Here is an 18917-nt window from a genome sequence, read left to right on the forward strand (position 1 = left end):
TCTTATCTGAATACTATATCGTTTACAACAGGCATGCCTGCATGTTCATTCAATTTTGCTATTAATTTATCTTTAGCCATCATGAGCTCGGAACGTAATACCGATGAGCTGAGTGATACATATAGCACCCCATTCCGCAGGTAAATATTTGTTGTATAAGATGAAATCATAGACCCCAGAAGCTTCGACCAGCCTGTAACAGCCCTGCTCTCGGCAAACTTTCTTTTGAAGAATTGATTCTCTTCAAAAAACTGTCTGAGTACTTCACCTATACTTTCTGTATTTCGTTTTCTCATAAGGCTTTATTCTTCTTTTGTACGACTTCGCCACCGCTTACTTCGTAGAGGTGATAACTGCTGTTTGTATGTGACAGTATTTCGTCGAGATGTTCACGGTTTGTATCGGTAACGAATATCTGCCCAAAGTCTTTATCCAATACAAGTTTTACTATTTGCTCTACACGTGTCGAATCCAGTTTGTCGAATATATCGTCGAGCAACAGCACAGGTGTTGTTTCGGTTGCCTTGCGTAGAAAATCGAATTGGGCAAGCTTCAACGCAACAACGTATGTCTTGTTCTGACCTTGCGACCCTACTCGTTTTATCGAATAGCCATCCATCTGCATATCCAAGTCATCTTTGTGCACACCGATACTCGTGTATCCTAATATGCGATCTCGCTCCCGCTTTTGTTTCAGCGAACGTGCAAAGTCTGCATCGTCGAAATGCGATTCGTACCGTAGCTCTACTTTCTCATTTGATAAACAGATAAAATCATAGAAACGTTGAAAGATAGGAATGAATTTCTCGATAAAATCTTTACGTTTCGAATAGATAACCTTTCCTTCTTCTACCAGTTGTTCGTCCCAAAGGTCGAACAAAGTTTCGTCGATATACGAATCTGTTTTCAGGAGTGCGTTACGCTGTTGCAATGCTTTATTGTAGCGGATGAGAGAATGCAGATATTCCTTGTCGAACTGCGAAAGGAACATATCCATAAATTTTCTTCGCTCGTCACTTCCTCCATTTATAAGTTCGGTGTCGGAAGGAGAAACCATGATAAGAGGCAGAAAGCCGATATGATCGGATAGGCGTTCATATTCTTTTTTGTTCCGCTTGAATTGTTTCTTCTGTTTCCGTCTGAGGCTGCAAAAGAACTCTTCTTGCTTGTCGTCCAAGATATACCATCCCTGTATAACGGCAAAATCGGCATCGTGCCTTATATTTTGGCTGTCGATGGGGTTGTTGTGGCTTTTGCAGAACGAGAGATAATAGATGGCGTCCAACAGGTTTGTTTTTCCCATACCGTTACTACCCAAGAAGCAATTGATCTTGGGAGACAGATTGAGTTCTGCCTGCTCTATATTTTTATAGTTGAGTATGGATAACCGCTCTAATATCATGCTCTGTAGAATTAATAGAATACAAAAATACGATTTTTTGTGAGGGTTACTAAAGTTTTTAATCCAATAGTTACATCTAAACATCAAAGGTAATAAAACGGCATCAGTGTAACGTGTTTGTTCTTATTTGTTTACTATGAAAAAGGTGACAAAAGTGACACTTTCTAGTCAGGTCGTATTATGTCACCTTCTTTCACTTCGCTCCTTTTCACTTTTCGGTACAAATGGGGTGGAGGGAGGCAGTAATCCCTGATAAAGACATATTCCGATTCTTCTTTCTTTTGGGTTATTGTTTCCGCCTCATCTTCAATCTGTACATCCTGCAAATTATCTGAATCAGAAACCTGTTCGGTTGGTTCAAAAATAAGCTCTCCCTTTTCTATTTTCTTTTCGAACGGTGCATTATTCATCAGTTTCTCTCGCAGCTCATTCAAACTATCCTTCGTTTTAGGGTCTTGTACGATTATCGTTAGGGGTTGACTCTGCTCTTTGTTTTCTTCTTCCTTTGTTTCGTTGTGCGACAATACCAGCCTGATAGCGTGTGTGTCGGGGGCATATTCTTTTTGTCTGACCACACGGGTTTTCAGTACTAGTTTGTCGGGATTCTCTTTGTCAGGTACATAGGTCGTTCGCACCTCTGTGAGGGTGTAGCCTTCGAGCTTTTTCTTTAACGATCGGCGGGCAGTGATTGCCAGCGTCTCATCCCTGCTTTCAATTGCCGCTTCTATTGCTTTTCTAAATTCGGGCTTCTTGTCTCGCCATTCATAGAATGATTTGCGGGTTATTTTCAGGTGTTTGCAAATCTCTGTGATAGAGTATGTGTCTTCTTCTATCAGCGAGACAATCTTTTCTGCCAGTCTTTCTGTATACTTTGCCATATCTGTTATAATAATGTTGTTTATAATAGATAATTATTTAGAAAAGTGATGAATATGAATGAAAGGGCTTATTACGATAAAGAGTTGGAATGCTTCGTTACCTCAGTATGACGAGGGGAATAATGTCGTTGTTCTTTAGGGTAAATTATAGAGGAGATGATATTAATGATAATTATATCATATTTTTATCAAGCTATTATGGCTTTTATTTATATATTGCATTAGTTTCATTTAAAAATACTATTAATATGAAAAATCAAATAATATTAATGATATTTCTGTTTGGCTTTTTTGTTTCCTGCTCTGATGATAATTCGTTAGAGATAAAATCAGATCCTTTTATTCAAGTGAAAGCATTTTACAATATAGGCAATGCCAATGATAAACATCTAGATGTAAATTCGAAAGTTTTTGTATATTATGGAAAGTGTCTATGGGGAATTACTGATTATGAATTGAAAGATGATGGGAGATTTGTTAGCAGAGATGGAACTGATGTAATTAGCCCTGAACAACAAGGTGTAATTAGAGACATCGATGGTGTTAATTTTAAACTTTTATATCTGGACAAGGAAATTACTGTTTTCGTGAAAAGTAGTTATGGCAATATGCTTTCAGGTACATGTTATCCATCGGTTAGCGATTCCGCACAGTTAGTGTGTAATTTTAGTTATTGAATATAAGCTATACTATATCTGTATAGAATCCTTATTTGCATTTGCTGCGCTTCGGTCGGCATTATTTGTCATTCTGAGCGATAACGAAGAATCTTCTTTTTTTCATTAGAAAAAACTTCTTTATCAAATTGGCAAGATATATAAACAGAATAAATAAAAAACGGTCGGATTTTTTCCGACCGTTTATGATGATGAACCCGCTTTTTAGAGTTTTGTTTATAACAAGAAGTTATTTTATGTTCGAAACACTTCTCTGAGCTGTAATTGCTGAGCTCTTAGGTGTTGCCTTACGTGTTGTGAAATCAAACTCGGTAGACTTGTTGCCGCTGAATGATTTCCATTTCAATTTTAACTTCACTGTTTTACCTTCTGTGTCAGGTAAGTTGTTGATATTAAATGCTACTAGCCCATCAGCTTCACGTCCATAGGTATCTCCACTTGCATTATGTCTGAATTCCAGTTCATAAGGGTTTGATGGATTGGTATTTACTAACAGATTTACGTAATGAGTTTTACTTGCATCACCGAACAAAGTTCTGAATCTGAGAGTAAGATAGCCATCTTCGGCAATAGTTACCCAGTCGTTCACTATTTCGATAGGATCTGTTCCGTATTTTGCATCGTTTTCAGCACCTAAGTTGGGAACGGTTTGTTTTGTAAGGATGCTGTCTATCCAGTTTATATGTATAGCCTTCGTGTATCCTTGGCTAGGTTTGTCTACTTCGTCATAGTTGACAAGTGCCCTGACTTCTCTGTTGCCGTAAGGCGAAGTTGTCATATTGGTAGGCAGTAATGTTGTCTTTTCGTCCAGCTGTAGGAAAAAAGAATTTCCGCTAGTCGGCTTTACAGTTACAAGTGCATTTGGATACCTCCAACTTGAGTCATCATCATCATCCAAACACGACTGAAAAAAGATAGTCATGCCGATGATCCCAATAGTCATTAAAAAAAGTTTCAACGCTTTCATAGTTCTAACATCATTAATTATTTGATTCTATATATATGATGAGTTAGATGTCAGAAAAGTTGCAGCATGCTATAATTAAAAAATATTAATAAAACCCTCATCTATTAACAATACGGGAGATTATAGCCTGTTGTTGATTGGTTGACCCTATCTGATAGCCGGGAATATACTATGAACAATAGAATGTTTTTTTTACAGAAGTTTAAACGTGTACCCTTGTTCTTTTAGCCACTCTATACTTTGGGGTAAAGCATATTTCATGTTCTTCTCGGCTTTTAGCGAGTCGTGAAAAACGATCACAGAACCATCTCGGGTATATCTTTTTACGTTTTCGAATACCTTTTCAGGAGTCATTAGTTTACTGTAATCTCGGGTAACTACATCCCACATCACAATTTTATAATAGCGTCTCAGGGTAAAGAACTGAGATACTCGCATGTGACCATGTGGCGGACGGAATAGTTCCGAATCGATATATTCCGAAGCCAGTCGGGTATTTTCAAGGTATCTTTTTGAGAATTTGCGTATACCTTGCACATGGTTGAAAGTATGATTGCCTACACGATGTCCTCTTTCCAATACCATTTTATAGATATCGGGATGTTTGCGAACATTGTCTCCTACACAGAAAAATGTCGCTTTAATTTCATATTTGTCCAAAAGATCTAATACCCACGGGGTAATGTCGGGTATGGGCCCATCATCGAATGTGAGATAGACTGTTTTTTGTCCTTCTACAGGTTTGCGCCACAATGCTCCCGGAAACAGCATCCGGTATATCTTAGGGGGTTGTTCTATTAGCATAATCGATATAATAAACAAACAGATAATCGTAAGTATTCACGATTATCTGTTTGTTTATTTATTCTAGTTAGATCTGTATTTTTGCAAAAGACGAGGATTATATTTCTGCATCAGACCGGCGATGTGTTCGGCCATTGCATGTTCTTCTTTTTCCGCTATAGTATCTTCACCCGACAGGTAGAAGCCTCTCATTGTTACCCGCATAAGAAAATCGAGAGGGTGTCTGCTTTCACTGAAGCTTACCCCATTGCTAAGGTATAGTTCAGATAGGCTCATCAATTTGTTGAGGAGCACTTTATATTTAGCTCTGTCGTAGCGTTGATAGATATCCAATATCTGAATTTCGGTATTTATATAATCCCGTATATCAGAACTACATGTGATCATGTCTGTTTGTTTCATGCTGGCGTACCATTCCAAAGAGCCGTTTGATCTGTACATGATTTCGTCTATTATTTTTTGAGCCTTGTCAGCATGTCCGAGTTGGTAATATGCTTCAGCAAACATAACAGACTCTCCACCGCGCGGAACAGTGTTGCCCGGTATTTTTGTTATACATGCATCAAGGGCTTGGAGTGCTTTCTCATTGTCGCCTTTTTCTAACAAAGCAGAGATGAGTTCGCCAAACAATACACGGAACGTGCGGCACATTCTCAGGTTGTTTTCATCCAGATATACTTTCGGATTTTCGATACCTCCCCATTTGTACTTGTTGACCATATTGTCGAACATCACATCAGTATTTACTCCTGTACTGTCTGCTACACCCGGAATGATACGGCATATAATACCTTCTTTGATCGATTGTTTCTCCAATTTCAAAGGTGGTTCGCCGATAGTCATCGCATAATAGATGCCACGTTTCCAGTCGTCGTTGTTGATATTGTTCAACATTTCCAATATCATCATTTCCTGTCTGTAGATACCGCCCTTGTTGTCTCCAAGGTTGAATATAAACTGAGATTGCGGACTTGCACCCATTTTCTTCCAGTCTACTTTCGATTCATTCACAGACATTTTCAATACACTACTTGGTATTACAACACCTTTGTCGATGCCGAATGGATTGCGAGGGGCATAGTTGTCTTTGGTTTTCAGTATATCCAATACCTCGCTCACTTGCATGGTATCTTTATATGCTGATGTATCATAATAGTCGTTGAAGTTGATTCTTCCCAGCCATGCTCCGTCCTGAGAGTTTTTAAGCTCACGGGTAATAATACTTTCAATATCTTTTCGAGACAGAACGTAAGCCGATTGTCCTTTAGACCCTTGATAGCGGTCTGATTCCCAATTGATAGGCAGTGGCGACGAATCGTATGCCTGACGACGCATTTGGTCTACATACCAGTCTGTTTGCAGGTAGCTGAGGTTACATACACGCACATCGGTGCGGAAACCTTCTACTTCCTGAGCATACCATAATGGGAATGTATCGTTGTCTCCCATCGAGAATAAAATACTATTCGGCTCGCATCCTCTGAGGTAGTTCATCCCAAAGTCACGCATTGTATATCTGTCGGAGCGGTCGTGATCGTCCCAGTTTTGCCCTGCCATTTGTATCGGTATAAACAGCGATAAAGCTGTGGAGATTCCGGCTGCAACTGTGCTTGGTACCCATTTGCTTAATGTTTTCCATATAAAGGCAACACCAAACCCTATCCATATACAGAAGGCATAGAACGATCCGGCATAAGCATAGTCACGCTCACGTGGTTCGAATGGTTGCTGATTCAGGTATATGATAATAGCGATACCTGTCATAAAGAATAACATAAACGTTACAAGGAACTGTTGCTCACCTTTACGTCCTTTGGTCAACTGGAAAACAATACCGAGAATACCCAGTATGAGTGGCAACATGTAATATTTATTATGCCCTTTGTTCTCTGTAATATCCGGAGGAAGATTCCCTTGTGGTCCACGTCCGAGCAATTCGTCAATAAAGCTGATACCTGTAATCCAGTTACCGTTGCTTATATTTCCTACCGACTGGATATCATTCTGGCGGCCTGAGAAATTCCACATGAAGTAGCGGAAGTACATAAAGTCTAGCTGGTAGCTAAAGAAGAATTTCATGTTCTCAAACATTGTCGGAGGCACAGATGGGTCTTTGATGTTTGCCCAGATCTGATAACCCAGAACATGTCTGTCTTCGGTAGAATACATACGAGGCAACAGCATATTGTTCGTTGTAGCGTATGTAGGGATAGTACCTGTTACTACGTATTCGTCTTTTTGGTCAGGTGACTTCTTTACTATCTTATCGTATGTTTTCTTTTCGCTTTCAGGTGCTGCCATTCTGCCTGTAGAAGGGTCTTTCTTCTCGGTTGAAGCATACGTCCTGCCATAGAATAGCGGTCTGTCGCCATATTGTTCACGGTTGAGGTAACTTGCCAGCGTAAATACGTTTTCGGGCGAGTTCTGATCCATCGGAGTATTCGCTATCGAACGGATAGGTATTAAAGCAAAAGATGAATAACCTACCAGTATAACAAGTAGACACAGAACGGTTGTATTCAGAAAACGTGCGTTGATTCCTTTATAAAAGAATAAGAAGCCAGCGAGTGCAGCAATCAAAACGATCCACAGTACTACACTAGAGCCTATAAATACAACGCCGCTTAGAGCTAAAGCAATAAATGTAGCGATCTTGGCTCTTTTGATGCTTCCCTTCGATGAAAGAGTTTCATATATTGCCCAAACAATAGAAATTACTGTCAGTAGAATATATGATAACGCACCTGTATTATATGAGAATCCGAGGCTATTGACAAACAGCATCTCGAACCATGCTCCTACTTTTGTAAATCCCGGGATAATACCATACATAAGAATTACAATCAGCAACAGTGAGCCTGCCAAGGCAAGCAATATGCCTTTTACATCAGCGTGTTTTGCTTTTTTGAAGTAATATACCAAAACAATGGCAGGGATACAAAGCAAGTTAAGCAAATGGACACCGATAGATAATCCCATTGCATAGGCTATAATCACAAGCCACTTGTCTGCTCCCGGCTGATCGGCACGGTTTTCCCATTTCAGGATTAACCAGAATACAAGGGCTGTAAACATAGACGAATATGCATACACTTCACCCTCGACAGCCGAAAACCAGAATGTGTCGGTAAACGTATATGTAAGGGCTCCAACCAATCCGCTTCCGATGATGGCTATAAGTTGCCCCATAGTCATTTCTTTATCGGTATCAGTATATATGAGCTTTTTAGCAAGATGTGTAATAGTCCAAAACAAAAATAGGATGGTGAGTGCACTTAATAGCGCAGACATACTATTTATCATTGCAGCAACTTGGCTGGGATCGGAAGCAAATAACGAAAAGAACTTCCCTGTGAGCATAAAGAATGGCGCACCGGGTGGGTGTCCAACTTCCAATTTATAGGCTGAAGTAATAAACTCGCCACAATCCCAAAAACTGGCTGTAGGTTCAATTGTCATCAGGTAAACAATAGCGGCTACGGCAAAACTAAACCAACCAAAAATATTGTTTATCAGGTTATATTTCTTCATAATGAACAGTTATTGAATGATATGCTGCTTGATTAAACAGTTGTTTTTTATACATTTGGGTGCAAAGATAGTTAAATCACTGAAAGTATTATTTTTTATTGCTTGGTTTTTAGTTGCTAAATTCAAAAACTTCTTAAAATAGAGGGTTTTCCTTTCTCTTTGAAACAAGGGGTTAGATGATGAGTCACATTTCTTTAAATAATATGCGGGTATGTGTTCTTATTTTTTTCTACATTTGCTAAACAAACTAAGACTCAAAAATGAAACAATAAATAAAACTATGATGAGAAAATATTATTTCCTGTTCTTGGCTTTGGCCGTAAGTTTCTTTATGGTATCGTGTTCCGGTAAATACGATGGAGCCATATCAAGCTATATCGAGTCTACTGAAGGACAAACTTCTAAAATAGAAGTTAAGGTGAATGAAGTGAAGGAGTTAAAGAAAGTAACGGTAGGCGACAGTATCAACTTCCTTAATATGAAGGCTGAAAAAGAACTGAAAGCCCGGATCGAACAGGCTGAGAAAGAATTGGCAAGCTATCAGCAAGATCTTGTGAGAATAGGCACATCGTCGAAAGTTGTAACTGACGCATATACCGTTCAATTGACAAAGACCCAGCAAACAATTGATTCACTGAAAGCTGTAAAACCCGAACCTACTCGGTTGTATGAGGGACAAAAGACCGATCAGGTTTTGGCTGTTGTTGTGGAATGTAAGTATACAGTAACCAATGAGGCTAAAGAAAAAACAGATGTAGTGAAAAATTTTGTACTGTCGGTAGATGGCAAGACTTGCTATGGTGCAACGGATAATCCGGATATGAGTGCAGAAAAATAAATTAATAATATACGCGTTTGTAAAAGCTTCACTTTTTATATGGTGAGGCTTTTTTGTTAAATAGATAAATAAAAAAGTTTATTTTTATACTCGATGCAACTTTTTGAATTTAACTCGCATCTTATTTAATAGAGAGAAAAACGAATGGACGAACTGCAATTAATCACCGGATGTAAACGTGGTGAGTCATGGGCTCGTAAAGAACTTTATGAGTTACATGCTCCTGCCATGATGTCTGTTTGCATGCGGTATGTTAATGATAGGGAGACAGCCAAAGATTTAATGCAGGATGGGTTTGTAAAGGTATTTACCAAGATACATACCTATTCCGGAACGGGTTCTTTTAACGGTTGGATGCGTCGGGTTTTTGTAACAACTGCTCTTGAGCATTTGCGCCGCAACGATATACTTCGTGTGACTTCAGATATAAATGAGTATGACGAAGCGATGGAAAGCGGTGATGTTTCGGCATTGGAACAACTCTCTGTGAATGAGATATTGGCTTGTGTGGCTAAATTGCCTAACGGGTATCGCACTGTTTTCAACCTGTTTGTGATCGAAGGATATTCGCATAGCGAGATAGCAGATATGCTTGGTATAAACGAAAGTACATCCCGGTCTCAATTTATAAGAGCCAGGAAAATTTTACAAAAAAATGTGGAATCTTTAATTATGCATGAAAATGCAGCAGAACGAAAAAAAATATAAAGACCAACTTGACGATTTCAGTAAATTGATAAAGCAGCGGCTCGAAGATCACCGTATGCCTGTCGATGAAGATAGCTGGAATGCAATAGAGCAGCGCATCAAACCTGTGAGCAACAGGCGTACGATGTGGTGGACTATTGCCGGGGCTGCTGCTGCCGTCATTTTGCTAGTCTTGTTGATGTTGCCTCTAAAAGAACAGGACTATATTACCCAAATAGGCAGTGGTGCAACGCCTGCTAAAATAACAACCTTTGTAGAAAAAGATAATAATGCCGTAAATGGCAAGGATAATGTCGTAAAAGAAGAAAATAAAATAAAAATAACTAAGAAATCTTCAGGAAGCGTCCGGTTGATTTCGCAACAAGTAAGTGAAGCAGTATCGATAGATGACAGTTCGTCCGGCACAACGAAATCTGTTGAAAATTCTCTGTTAATGATAGATACTGTGCAGCTTGCTCAAATTGGCAATTCTCTCGGAGTTGCGGAGCCTGATAGCGAGTCCGATTTACCTGAAGTAAAGAAAGATTCTGTTCCTTCTCGTGTTTATAAAGATGTAAAGAAAAGTAATGAACCAACTAGAATCCTTATTGAAAAATCGAAGAGACAAGACAAATGGTTATTAGCCGCTTCTTTCTCTTCGGGAGGAAGCGCTTCATTTGGAGGAGGGGGACCGGATAAGAATGGTTATTATTCTATGATGAATTCCCTTCCTTCGAGTGAGAGCGGTGCACTTTCTGATGGAGGACATAATTCATACGGAAAGGAGTTTTTGGATTACAACGACTTTACAAATGTAAGTCACTCTGTTCCGTTATCATTTGGTGTTACTGTTCGTAAAGATCTGACTGATAGGATAGGTTTCGAGACCGGGTTGGTATATACTTACTTGTCTTCTAAATTTAGGAGGAGTGGAACATCTTATCACACCGCCAAGCAAGAATTGCATTATTTAGGTATTCCTCTCAATGCTGTTGTGTATCTCTGGAATAACCCGAATTGGAATATATACGTATCTGCCGGAGGAATGGTAGAAAAAGGTTTGCGAATGAATTATTCGCAGAGCGTTATACAGCGAGAAGAGTCTAATTCTTTAAATTATTCTACCCATCAGAGTGTTCGGGGTCTTCAATGGTCTTTGAATGCTTCTGTGGGCGTAACATATAAATTTTATAGTGATTGGGGAATATACTTCGAACCTCGCTATTCTTATTTTTTTGACAATAATCAGCCGTTTAGCATACGTTCAGAAAACTCTCATGTCTTTGGACTGAGTGGAGGTTTGAGATATTCGTTTTAGAGTTTACATATTAACCTTAAATAAAAGTACAATGCAAAAGTTATTTTACATGTTCTTTTTTCTTTTGATATCACTACTAATTGGTTGTAGTGATAAGGATGAGTCTGGAGATGGATATGAGGTGGTTACATATAAGATCAACGAACCCATATTTATGAAAGCTGCTGATTTTCGTAACTCTGTAAAAGTAAAAACTACTCCTGTGGAAATCAAAAAGCAGGGTAAAATTTCTTTCTATAAAGGCTATTTGTATATTTCTGAGCCTGAAAAAGGAATTCATATTATAGATAACAGAAATCCGTCTAATCCAAAGAATATAGGATATATAGAGTTGTTGGGAAATGTGGATTTGGCTATTCGAAATGATATTCTTTATGCCGATGCTTATGTGGATCTGGTGTGGTTTGATCTCACAAATCCGGCAAAGCCTGAATTGAAGGGACGCATAGAACAGGCCTTTACATATGCATTGCCTGAAACGCAAAATAATTTTGGTTATGATCATGATATGTGCTATACCCAAAATACGAATAAAAATATCGTAGTTGGGTGGAAAGTTGTAGAAAGAAAAATGTTAGGTTTAAAATTTCCATGGTCATCTCCTATTAATGATTCGGTGCTATCAAACAACAAAATAGAATCAGTAGTAAGTCCTTCTGCTTCGAAGATTACTTTTTATAAAGATTACTTGTATGTTGTTTTAAATGGCAGTGTGAAAGTTTTCTCATTAGGTGATAACAAAACAGTTAACCTAATTCATGAGTTGCCTTTTGACTACAGCATGAGGTCTATTATTCGTTATAATGATAACTTACTTATAGCAACATATCGAGGAATACTCATCTGTTCAGTTAAAAACTATCCACTATATCCTCAAAAGCAATCTTTTATAGAGCTTGTAGGTGATGGTTTCCCTATTGCTATAGACGGGAATTTTGTTTATGTGACAGTTGGCACAGGAAATAGTAATGAAGCAAATACTAACGAATTAGTTATAATTGATATTAGTGATGTGAAAAATCCTAATAAAATAATATCATATCCAATGACAAACCCTAAAGGGTTAGCTCTAAATAACGGTACTTTGTTTCTGTGTGATGACGGATTAAAAATATTTAAAACGGACGATCCTCTGAAATTAATGTCAAATCAATTGAAGCATTATAAAGGTATGGCTGGTTTTGATGTTATTTCTCATGAAAATCTGCTGCTGATGGCTACTGATGAGGGGCTGTATCAGTATGATTATTCAGACCTTCAAAATGTAAAAGAATTGAGTAAGATCGCTATAGAAAAGTAAATCAAATTTTTAATTTTGTTGGAGCATCAGTTTTTTATAGCTGGTGCTTTTTTAGTTATATGAAAGTATTCCCTCTATTTAGCTTAAACAGTTCGGCATATTCTATCCATAAAAAAGCATATCTTTGTGTCCAGAAAACTAGAGACATAATGAATTTCCTTGCACATGCTTACCTTTCTTTCGGAGATCCTGAAATATTAGTGGGGAATATGATTGCCGATATGGTAAAAGGTAAACAGATAGAACAATATCCCGAAGGGATAAAACGTGGTATACATATACACAGGCAGATAGATACTTTTACCGACAGGCATCCCATACCCTTGGATACGATGACTATATTCAAGGAATCGGCAGGCAGATATGCCGGTCCCTTTTTAGATGTCTCTTACGATCATTTCTTAGCTCTCGACGATAGTAGCGAGCCCGGGGAAGGTTGGGAGGCATTTGCTCAGAAATGTTATGCCCAGATAGAACAAAGTGTGAAGCATCTTCCTTCTAAGTTTTGCTCGATGTATATGTATATGAAAAAAGAAGATTGGCTTTATAATTATCGCCACAGATGGCTGATAGAACGAAGCTTCGAAAGGCTGAAAAACAGAGCAAATTATCTTGATGATGATGCACCTGTATTTGCCGACTTCGAAAAGCATTATAAAGACATACAGGAGAGCTATAAATTATTCTTCCCTCAGTTGAAGGCATACGTAGAGGATATATCGGGTGAAGATATATAATCCCGAGAGTCTGAATGATTATAGTACGAGGAGGATTCATATTACTGATCAATCTAAAATCTATTATCTTTATACACAAAATATAAACTAAAGTAGATTAGGGAGTTAAATTAGATATACACTTAATATTTTGCAAATACTATTAATATATGAAGATACTTTTGATAGGAGAATATAGTCGGGTGCATCTTACTCTTGCCGAAGGTCTGAGAAGTATGGGGCACGAAGTTGTAGTTGCGTCAGACGGAGACGGTTTTAAGAACTATCCGAGGGATATTGACTTGTCTCGTAAAAGTTCGGGTATAATAGATACTTTGACGAGTCTGATATCCGTTCTTGGAAAATTTAAAAAGTTTAAGGGCTATGATGTTGTTCAGCTGATAAATCCATGCTTTACTACCCAGAATGTAAAGGTAAATAATTACTTGTATAAGAAGCTGAAAAAGAATAACAAGAAGGTTTTTTTAGGAGCTTTTGGCGACGATTCTTATTGGGTAAAGGCATGTCTTGGCAACGAAATATTTGATTATTCCGAGTTTTTTGTTGACGGCAAACCTATAAATGTGGACTTCAACCAACGGTTTATCGACAAATGGATAGATACTCCTCTCGAAGACTCTAACGTAATGATGGCAAATACATCCGATGGGATAGTTGCTTGCTTGTATGAGTATTATGTAGCTTATGAACCATTTTTTAAAGGTAAAGTAAGATATATCCCTCTGCCTTTAAATACCTCCGAAATAGAGTTTCAGCCCATAGCAGACGAACCCGAAAAAGTAAATTTCTTTATTGGGATCAACAAGGTAAGAGAGAAGTTTAAAGGGACTGATGTTATGGAACGGGCATTGGCCAGGGTAAAAGACAAATATCCTGATAAGGTGATTGTTACTCGTGTAGAATCGGTTAGCTATGATGTATATCAAAAGTTGATGTCGGAGGCACATGTTGTGCTCGATCAGCTGTATTCGCATACTCCTGCCATGAATGCGTTGCTGGCTATGGCGCAAGGTAAAGTGCTGATAGGAGGGGGAGAGCCTTATATTTACGATCTATACGGCGAATATGATAATAGGCCAATAATAAATGTGCACCCTACCGAAGATGATGTCTTCGAGAAGCTGGAATGGGTAGTATTGAATAAAAAACAAATACCCGAAATATCAAGAAAGAGTCGTGAGTTTGTAGAAAAAAATCATGATTTCCTTACTGTCACTAAGAAATATCTTGATTTTTGGAAATAAAAGTATTTATAGCAGATCTTCTCTTAGCTGTAAGAAATATTATAATAAAGCGAGGATAATTCGACTCTGAATTACCCTCGCTCTCTTTATTTACTACTCACTATAAAAACCTATATGCCTAATTTATCTGCTTATCTGCTTCTGGTCGCTCTTTCTCTGTTCGATGCCAGTCTGTAGTTTCCTCTTTCTTCAGAAGATGAACGTTTTACATTCGACTCTTTCCTGGTCTCTCTGCTGGAAGACGGTCTGCTGCTAATGTTATTATTAGTTCTTTCAGTTTGTCTGTTATCGTATCTTTGTTCTTTATTATTGTTTCTTCCGCTGTTTAAGTTTCTGTCGTTGTTGCGACTTTGTTCACGTCCATTGTAATTATAATCTTTGCGGTTATTGTCTTTTTTGTTATGGTTATATCTGTCATTATCTCTTCCGTTGTATTTATATTCGTTACCCCTATAGTTGTTGTGTTTGTTGCCCGAATACCATGCTACTCTATTGTTGCGGCTGTCTCTGTAACGATAATCACGGCTATCACGGATGATCACTTGAGAGTGGTGTCCTTTATAACGACCATAGTCTCTGCAGTGTATATGGTTGTATCTCCAAGGGTTTGCTACATTTACCAAAACTACTTTGTGCATTCCGTACAAATCGTAATTGCGATAAGCATATGGTAAATAACGAGCCGAGATCCATCTTCCTCTGTCAAAATAGAAGAATAGCCCTGAATTGACATTGAAGTAACAGTTAATATCAGGCATGTAGTAATAGTCTACATAATCGTATCCCACGGGTCCCCAAGCAGGTTGACGTCCTATATTGATACTAATATTTATATTTTGAGCTTCTGATGTATTGTAGAATGATGCTACACCGATCAATAAAGCGAATGCTAATAGAAACTTTTTCATGACTATATGTATTAAAAGGTGAATACTTTTTTTATCTCTTTGTATCTTTGATTCGATTAATATCAGAAAGATTAATCGGCAGAGACTTGTTTAACGTTAATTAACGAGGGGTTTCTTTTGTTATGCTGTGTAAATGTCTTATTTTTAATTTGTTGTTTGCATTTTGTGGATAAGTGAGCTATCTGCGTTTGTATATTAAAAAACTAAATAAGCAAGATTGGATAACCCTTCATCTTATCATATTTCCGTTATTTGTAGTGCTAATTAATTATTAATAAAACAAGAACTATTATGGATCAGAAATTTTGCCAAAGTTGCGGTATGCCTCTTAATGTGAATGAAGATTTCGGAAATAATGCCGACAACAGTAAGAACGAAGATTATTGTCGCTACTGCTTTGCTGATGGTAAGTTTACGCAAGACTTTACAATGGACGAAATGATTGTGCATTGTGCTCAGTTTGTAGATGAATTTAATAAAGACTCGGAGCAAAAGATGACAAAAGAACATGCTATAGAACAAATGAAAATGTATTTTCCAAAGCTGAAGCGTTGGGCGCAAGCATAATTACTCTTAATGAAGAAAACTACCCAAAGCGAATACGAAAAAGCGGTAAATAATGTAGTTGATTATATCAATGGTCATCTGTTTGAAGTGCCCGATATAAAAAGGTTGTCTGAGATAGCTAATATCTCCGAATATCATTTTCATCGTATATTTAAAGCTATAATTGGGGAAAATATAGGGGAGTATGTCAATCGTCTTCGCTTAGAATATATTGCAGAATATTTGCAGATGACAAAGCATACGTTGAGCGAAATCGCCGTGAAAACCGGCTATGGAACAAAGTATGCCTTGTCAAAAGCATTTAAGAAGCATTTTGGTATTTCTCCTTCGGCTTTTCGTATGCAGGAAGAGGATGCGTCCAATTTTTTCAGAAAAACAGAGAGAGCGGTCATCGCCCTTGTTCCTGAAATAAGAAAAATCCCCTCCAAACAGGTTGTGTATATTCGTATAATAGACAGCTACGGTGCTGCGGAGTCATATACAATCGCATGGAAGAAACTGGGACAGTTTGCAAAAGAGAACAATCTTGTGAATGATAAAACTGAGTTTATAGGACTCAGTTTCGATAACCCAACTATAACACATCCTCAAAATTGTAGATTTTATGCTTGTTTTACCGTAGATAGAGAAGTGAGACCTCAGGGAGCTTTCGGCGTGCAAAAGATAAGTGGGGGGATGTATGCTATTTTTACACTTAGAGGTTCATATAGCGGATTGCTGGATATGTATTATAATATCTACCTCAGGTGGTTACCGCAAAGTGGCTATAAACTGCGGGGTGGGTATGCTTATGAAAAATATCTGAATAGTCCGAACAATGTTTCGGAGGATGATATATTGACTGAAATATACATTCCCATTTCTAAGTTGGAAAATTTTGATCAGCCACTATTTTTGTAATTTCTATTTTAGGGAGGTATAAACTAACCAAATCAAATTCAATTAGACTCTCCATCCCGAACCTCCCCAAAGGGGAGGTACTTGCTCTCAGAATGATGAGTTTTGATTCACTTTACAATTTATAGTTCTTCTGTAGAAGAATCAACGGTCGATGACCGAAGAAAGTTAAGGAAGGAAGTCAAAAAATAAAAGATCAAGAAAATTTCACTGTTAAAATCCATTGGTAACCGGAAGTCCGCAAGAAGCAAGAATTCCTCTCAGAATGTCGGTACGACTAGTGATTAAAAAATCGAATAATCAACGTCATTCAGACTGCGTTCATCCCAATATCCATTGGACGTATAAAAGTATGAAGAATCGAAAAGTATGCTGTTTCATATTTACAAAAAGTACTGTTTCATATTTACAAATTCGGCTACATTTATCGCCTCTTTTATAGTACAGATCAAATAATCGACTAGAAAATAAGACTATAGACAGAAGGCTCGATTGCCAGCTATTTTTATAATTATTACTTTTACAACAAGAGGAGTTAGAACCTTTATTTTTGAAAAATATGAATATAATCAAGCTTACAGAAGAAAATCTATTTACAGAACATATTTGCTGTGCAATTAGTAGTAAATCTACAGCCAAAGGAGTTGAAGCTAAGAAAGAGTGGTTGAGTAAACGGTTTAAGGAAGGTTTGAGATTTATAAAGTTCGATGTAAAAGGGAAGGTCTTTATAGAGTATATTCCTGCAAAGATTGCTTGGGTTCCTGTCGATGCGGAGGGCTATATTTTTATCAATTGTTTTTGGGTATCGGGCTCGTTTAAGGGAAAAGGTTACGGAAAACGTTTGTTGGCAGAGTGTGAAGAGGATGCCCGTTCACAGGGTTATAAAGGTGTGGTGTTGATCGTTGGAAATAAAAAGAAACCTTTCTTGTCAGACAAAGCTTTTATGCTTCATAATGGATATGAGGTGTGTGATACTTGTGACCCTTATTTTGAATTGATGGTAAAAAACTTCGATCAAAGAATAACAATGCCTTCTTTTAAGCAATCAGCAAAGTGCGGGATGGGAGACGGCGTAAGAGGTATCGATATTTTTTATACAGAGCAATGTCCTTTTACCGTTCCTTACATAAAATTGTTAGAGCCTATAATCCAAGTCTCAGACTATCCTGTAAGGTGTCATCGGATAGAAACAAAGGAAATTGCTCAGAATCATTTTTCGCCTGTAACAACTTATAGCCTGTTTGTGGATGGCAAATTTTATACTAACGAAATATTGACTCCTGATAAATTAAGTAAATTGATTGATAAAGTAAGAGGTTGATTAATGTAAAAGAGTGAGCCTGAAAATGCCGGAGGATTTCCTCTGTATGAAATATATTTGTTCTATTTTCAAAAAAAGCATTATTTTTGTGTCATCATTAACAGAAATTTTAGAATACACAGTGCTTAAACAAACCAATAAAACTAAAACAACAATTAAATTATGAGAAAATTAGCATTTATTTTATTTACAATAACTACGGTTTTTGCCTTAACATCTTGTGGAAGTGATGATGAAAAAGAGCAGATATTCTTTGAAGGAGAGTGTAAGCAAACAGTTGAAATTAAGGGTTATTCAGGACAAGTTGCAGAGACTAATCCTGCAGTAACATCTACATTATCAGATATGCTTAAAGATAATCCCAATTATGGTTCACCTATCTCTACAGGTGAGTTTTATCCGGATCGCACATCTATAAAAATTGTAGGGTTGAAAGAAGGTGTTACTCTTGCTGGCTTTACTCTAACTATAAATGGTAAAAGTCAAGTATTCGGAGATGTTAAATTACCAAATGGATCAACTGAATATATACTATATACAGGGGCTTATACTGATTTCTTTAAAAATGGATTTAATATGATGGTGAATAAAAAACAATTGGAGACAGTTGTGAAATTTACCCCTTCTGTTGATGTTACAGCTGCTGATAATGTTAAATTAGAAATTGTGTATCGAGGTAAATTTTCATACTGGGCAAAGAAATAAAATACTGATTTAGTGTGTCCCGTCCTAAAATAGGTTGACACAAAACTGACTTATTTATGACACATTCCGAGATCAAGCAAAATCGGCGTAAACAGAGCGATTATCCACTCCCCTTTAAATTACAGGTTATCCGTCA

Annotated in this window: 18 protein-coding genes; 11 read left to right on the forward strand and 7 right to left on the reverse strand. The window is 37.5% G+C overall.

From position 1 onward, the window contains the following. Positions 1–2: 2 nt before the first annotated feature. The 3 genes from LDB17_RS01880 to LDB17_RS01890 form a co-directional block, all read right to left on the reverse strand. Positions 3–296 carry a DUF721 domain-containing protein gene (locus LDB17_RS01880; protein ID WP_006842206.1) on the reverse strand — a complete coding sequence of 98 codons (294 nt, stop codon included), beginning with the start codon at positions 294–296 and terminating at the stop codon, positions 3–5. Continuing rightward, positions 293–1402, reverse strand: coding sequence for a DNA replication/repair protein RecF (gene recF / locus LDB17_RS01885; protein ID WP_252638209.1), 1110 nt, complete (start codon positions 1400–1402; stop codon positions 293–295). Before recF ends, LDB17_RS01880 begins: the two co-directional genes overlap by 4 nt. Before the next feature lie 164 nt (positions 1403–1566). Beyond that, on the reverse strand, positions 1567–2280 hold the full coding sequence (locus LDB17_RS01890) for a hypothetical protein (RefSeq protein WP_291105582.1): 714 nt from the start codon (positions 2278–2280) through the stop codon (positions 1567–1569). 248 nt (positions 2281–2528) lie between these two features. On the opposite strand from LDB17_RS01890, the gene LDB17_RS01895 reads away from it, so the two are divergent. Beyond that, positions 2529–2957 carry a hypothetical protein gene (locus LDB17_RS01895; RefSeq protein WP_252638203.1) on the forward strand — a complete coding sequence of 143 codons (429 nt, stop codon included), beginning with the start codon at positions 2529–2531 and terminating at the stop codon, positions 2955–2957. A gap of 229 nt (positions 2958–3186) precedes the next feature. Here LDB17_RS01895 and LDB17_RS01900 read toward each other — a convergent pair whose 3' ends face one another. From LDB17_RS01900 to LDB17_RS01910, 3 genes are all read right to left on the reverse strand, one after another. Then, a complete protein-coding gene (locus LDB17_RS01900) occupies positions 3187–3924 on the reverse strand; it encodes a NigD-like protein (RefSeq protein ID WP_252638202.1) in 738 nt (245 codons plus the stop codon). Between the two features lie 192 nt (positions 3925–4116). Next, a complete protein-coding gene (locus LDB17_RS01905) occupies positions 4117–4728 on the reverse strand; it encodes a polysaccharide deacetylase family protein (RefSeq protein WP_252638201.1) in 612 nt (203 codons plus the stop codon). A gap of 63 nt (positions 4729–4791) precedes the next feature. Beyond that, a complete protein-coding gene (locus LDB17_RS01910; RefSeq protein WP_252638200.1) occupies positions 4792–8259 on the reverse strand; it encodes a protein O-mannosyl-transferase family in 3468 nt (1155 codons plus the stop codon). A 280-nt stretch (positions 8260–8539) separates the two neighbouring features. Between LDB17_RS01910 and LDB17_RS01915 the strand changes: the two genes are divergently transcribed. From LDB17_RS01915 to LDB17_RS01940, 6 genes are all read left to right on the forward strand, one after another. After that, positions 8540–9097: a hypothetical protein gene (locus LDB17_RS01915; protein ID WP_252638198.1), complete on the forward strand. Its 558-nt coding sequence runs from the start codon at positions 8540–8542 to the stop codon at positions 9095–9097. 144 nt (positions 9098–9241) lie between these two features. Continuing rightward, entirely contained in the window at positions 9242–9805 is a 564-nt protein-coding gene (locus LDB17_RS01920) for an RNA polymerase sigma factor (RefSeq protein ID WP_006842213.1), read from the forward strand. Beyond that, positions 9780–11102, forward strand: coding sequence for a porin family protein (locus LDB17_RS01925; protein WP_252638197.1), 1323 nt, complete (start codon positions 9780–9782; stop codon positions 11100–11102). The genes LDB17_RS01920 and LDB17_RS01925 overlap by 26 nt, the downstream gene beginning before the upstream one ends. A 31-nt stretch (positions 11103–11133) precedes the next feature. Then, on the forward strand, positions 11134–12402 hold the full coding sequence (locus LDB17_RS01930) for an LVIVD repeat-containing protein (protein WP_252638196.1): 1269 nt from the start codon (positions 11134–11136) through the stop codon (positions 12400–12402). A 149-nt stretch (positions 12403–12551) separates the two neighbouring features. Continuing rightward, positions 12552–13139 carry an ACP phosphodiesterase gene (locus LDB17_RS01935; protein ID WP_252638194.1) on the forward strand — a complete coding sequence of 196 codons (588 nt, stop codon included), beginning with the start codon at positions 12552–12554 and terminating at the stop codon, positions 13137–13139. 149 nt (positions 13140–13288) lie between these two features. Continuing rightward, positions 13289–14383 (forward strand): glycosyltransferase, encoded by a 1095-nt coding sequence (locus LDB17_RS01940; protein ID WP_252638193.1) that lies wholly within the window; start codon positions 13289–13291, stop codon positions 14381–14383. A 131-nt stretch (positions 14384–14514) separates the two neighbouring features. Here LDB17_RS01940 and LDB17_RS01945 read toward each other — a convergent pair whose 3' ends face one another. Continuing rightward, positions 14515–15291: a hypothetical protein gene (locus LDB17_RS01945; protein WP_252638191.1), complete on the reverse strand. Its 777-nt coding sequence runs from the start codon at positions 15289–15291 to the stop codon at positions 14515–14517. A gap of 291 nt (positions 15292–15582) precedes the next feature. Here LDB17_RS01945 and LDB17_RS01950 point away from each other — a divergent pair, with 291 nt between their 5' ends. From LDB17_RS01950 to LDB17_RS01965, 4 genes are all read left to right on the forward strand, one after another. Further along, positions 15583–15858, forward strand: a complete 276-nt coding sequence (locus LDB17_RS01950; protein WP_393924853.1) for a zinc ribbon domain-containing protein — start codon at positions 15583–15585, stop codon at positions 15856–15858. A gap of 9 nt (positions 15859–15867) precedes the next feature. Next, positions 15868–16758 carry a GyrI-like domain-containing protein gene (locus tag LDB17_RS01955; protein ID WP_252638189.1) on the forward strand — a complete coding sequence of 297 codons (891 nt, stop codon included), beginning with the start codon at positions 15868–15870 and terminating at the stop codon, positions 16756–16758. A gap of 556 nt (positions 16759–17314) precedes the next feature. After that, entirely contained in the window at positions 17315–18076 is a 762-nt protein-coding gene (locus tag LDB17_RS01960) for a GNAT family N-acetyltransferase (RefSeq protein WP_252638188.1), read from the forward strand. Positions 18077–18238: 162 nt separating this feature from the next. After that, positions 18239–18781 (forward strand): hypothetical protein, encoded by a 543-nt coding sequence (locus tag LDB17_RS01965; RefSeq protein ID WP_252638186.1) that lies wholly within the window; start codon positions 18239–18241, stop codon positions 18779–18781. Positions 18782–18917 lie beyond the last annotated feature (136 nt).

The organism is Dysgonomonas sp. Shenzhen-Wh21, assembly GCF_043392705.1.
Taxonomy (GTDB): Bacteria; Bacteroidota; Bacteroidia; order Bacteroidales; family Dysgonomonadaceae; genus Dysgonomonas.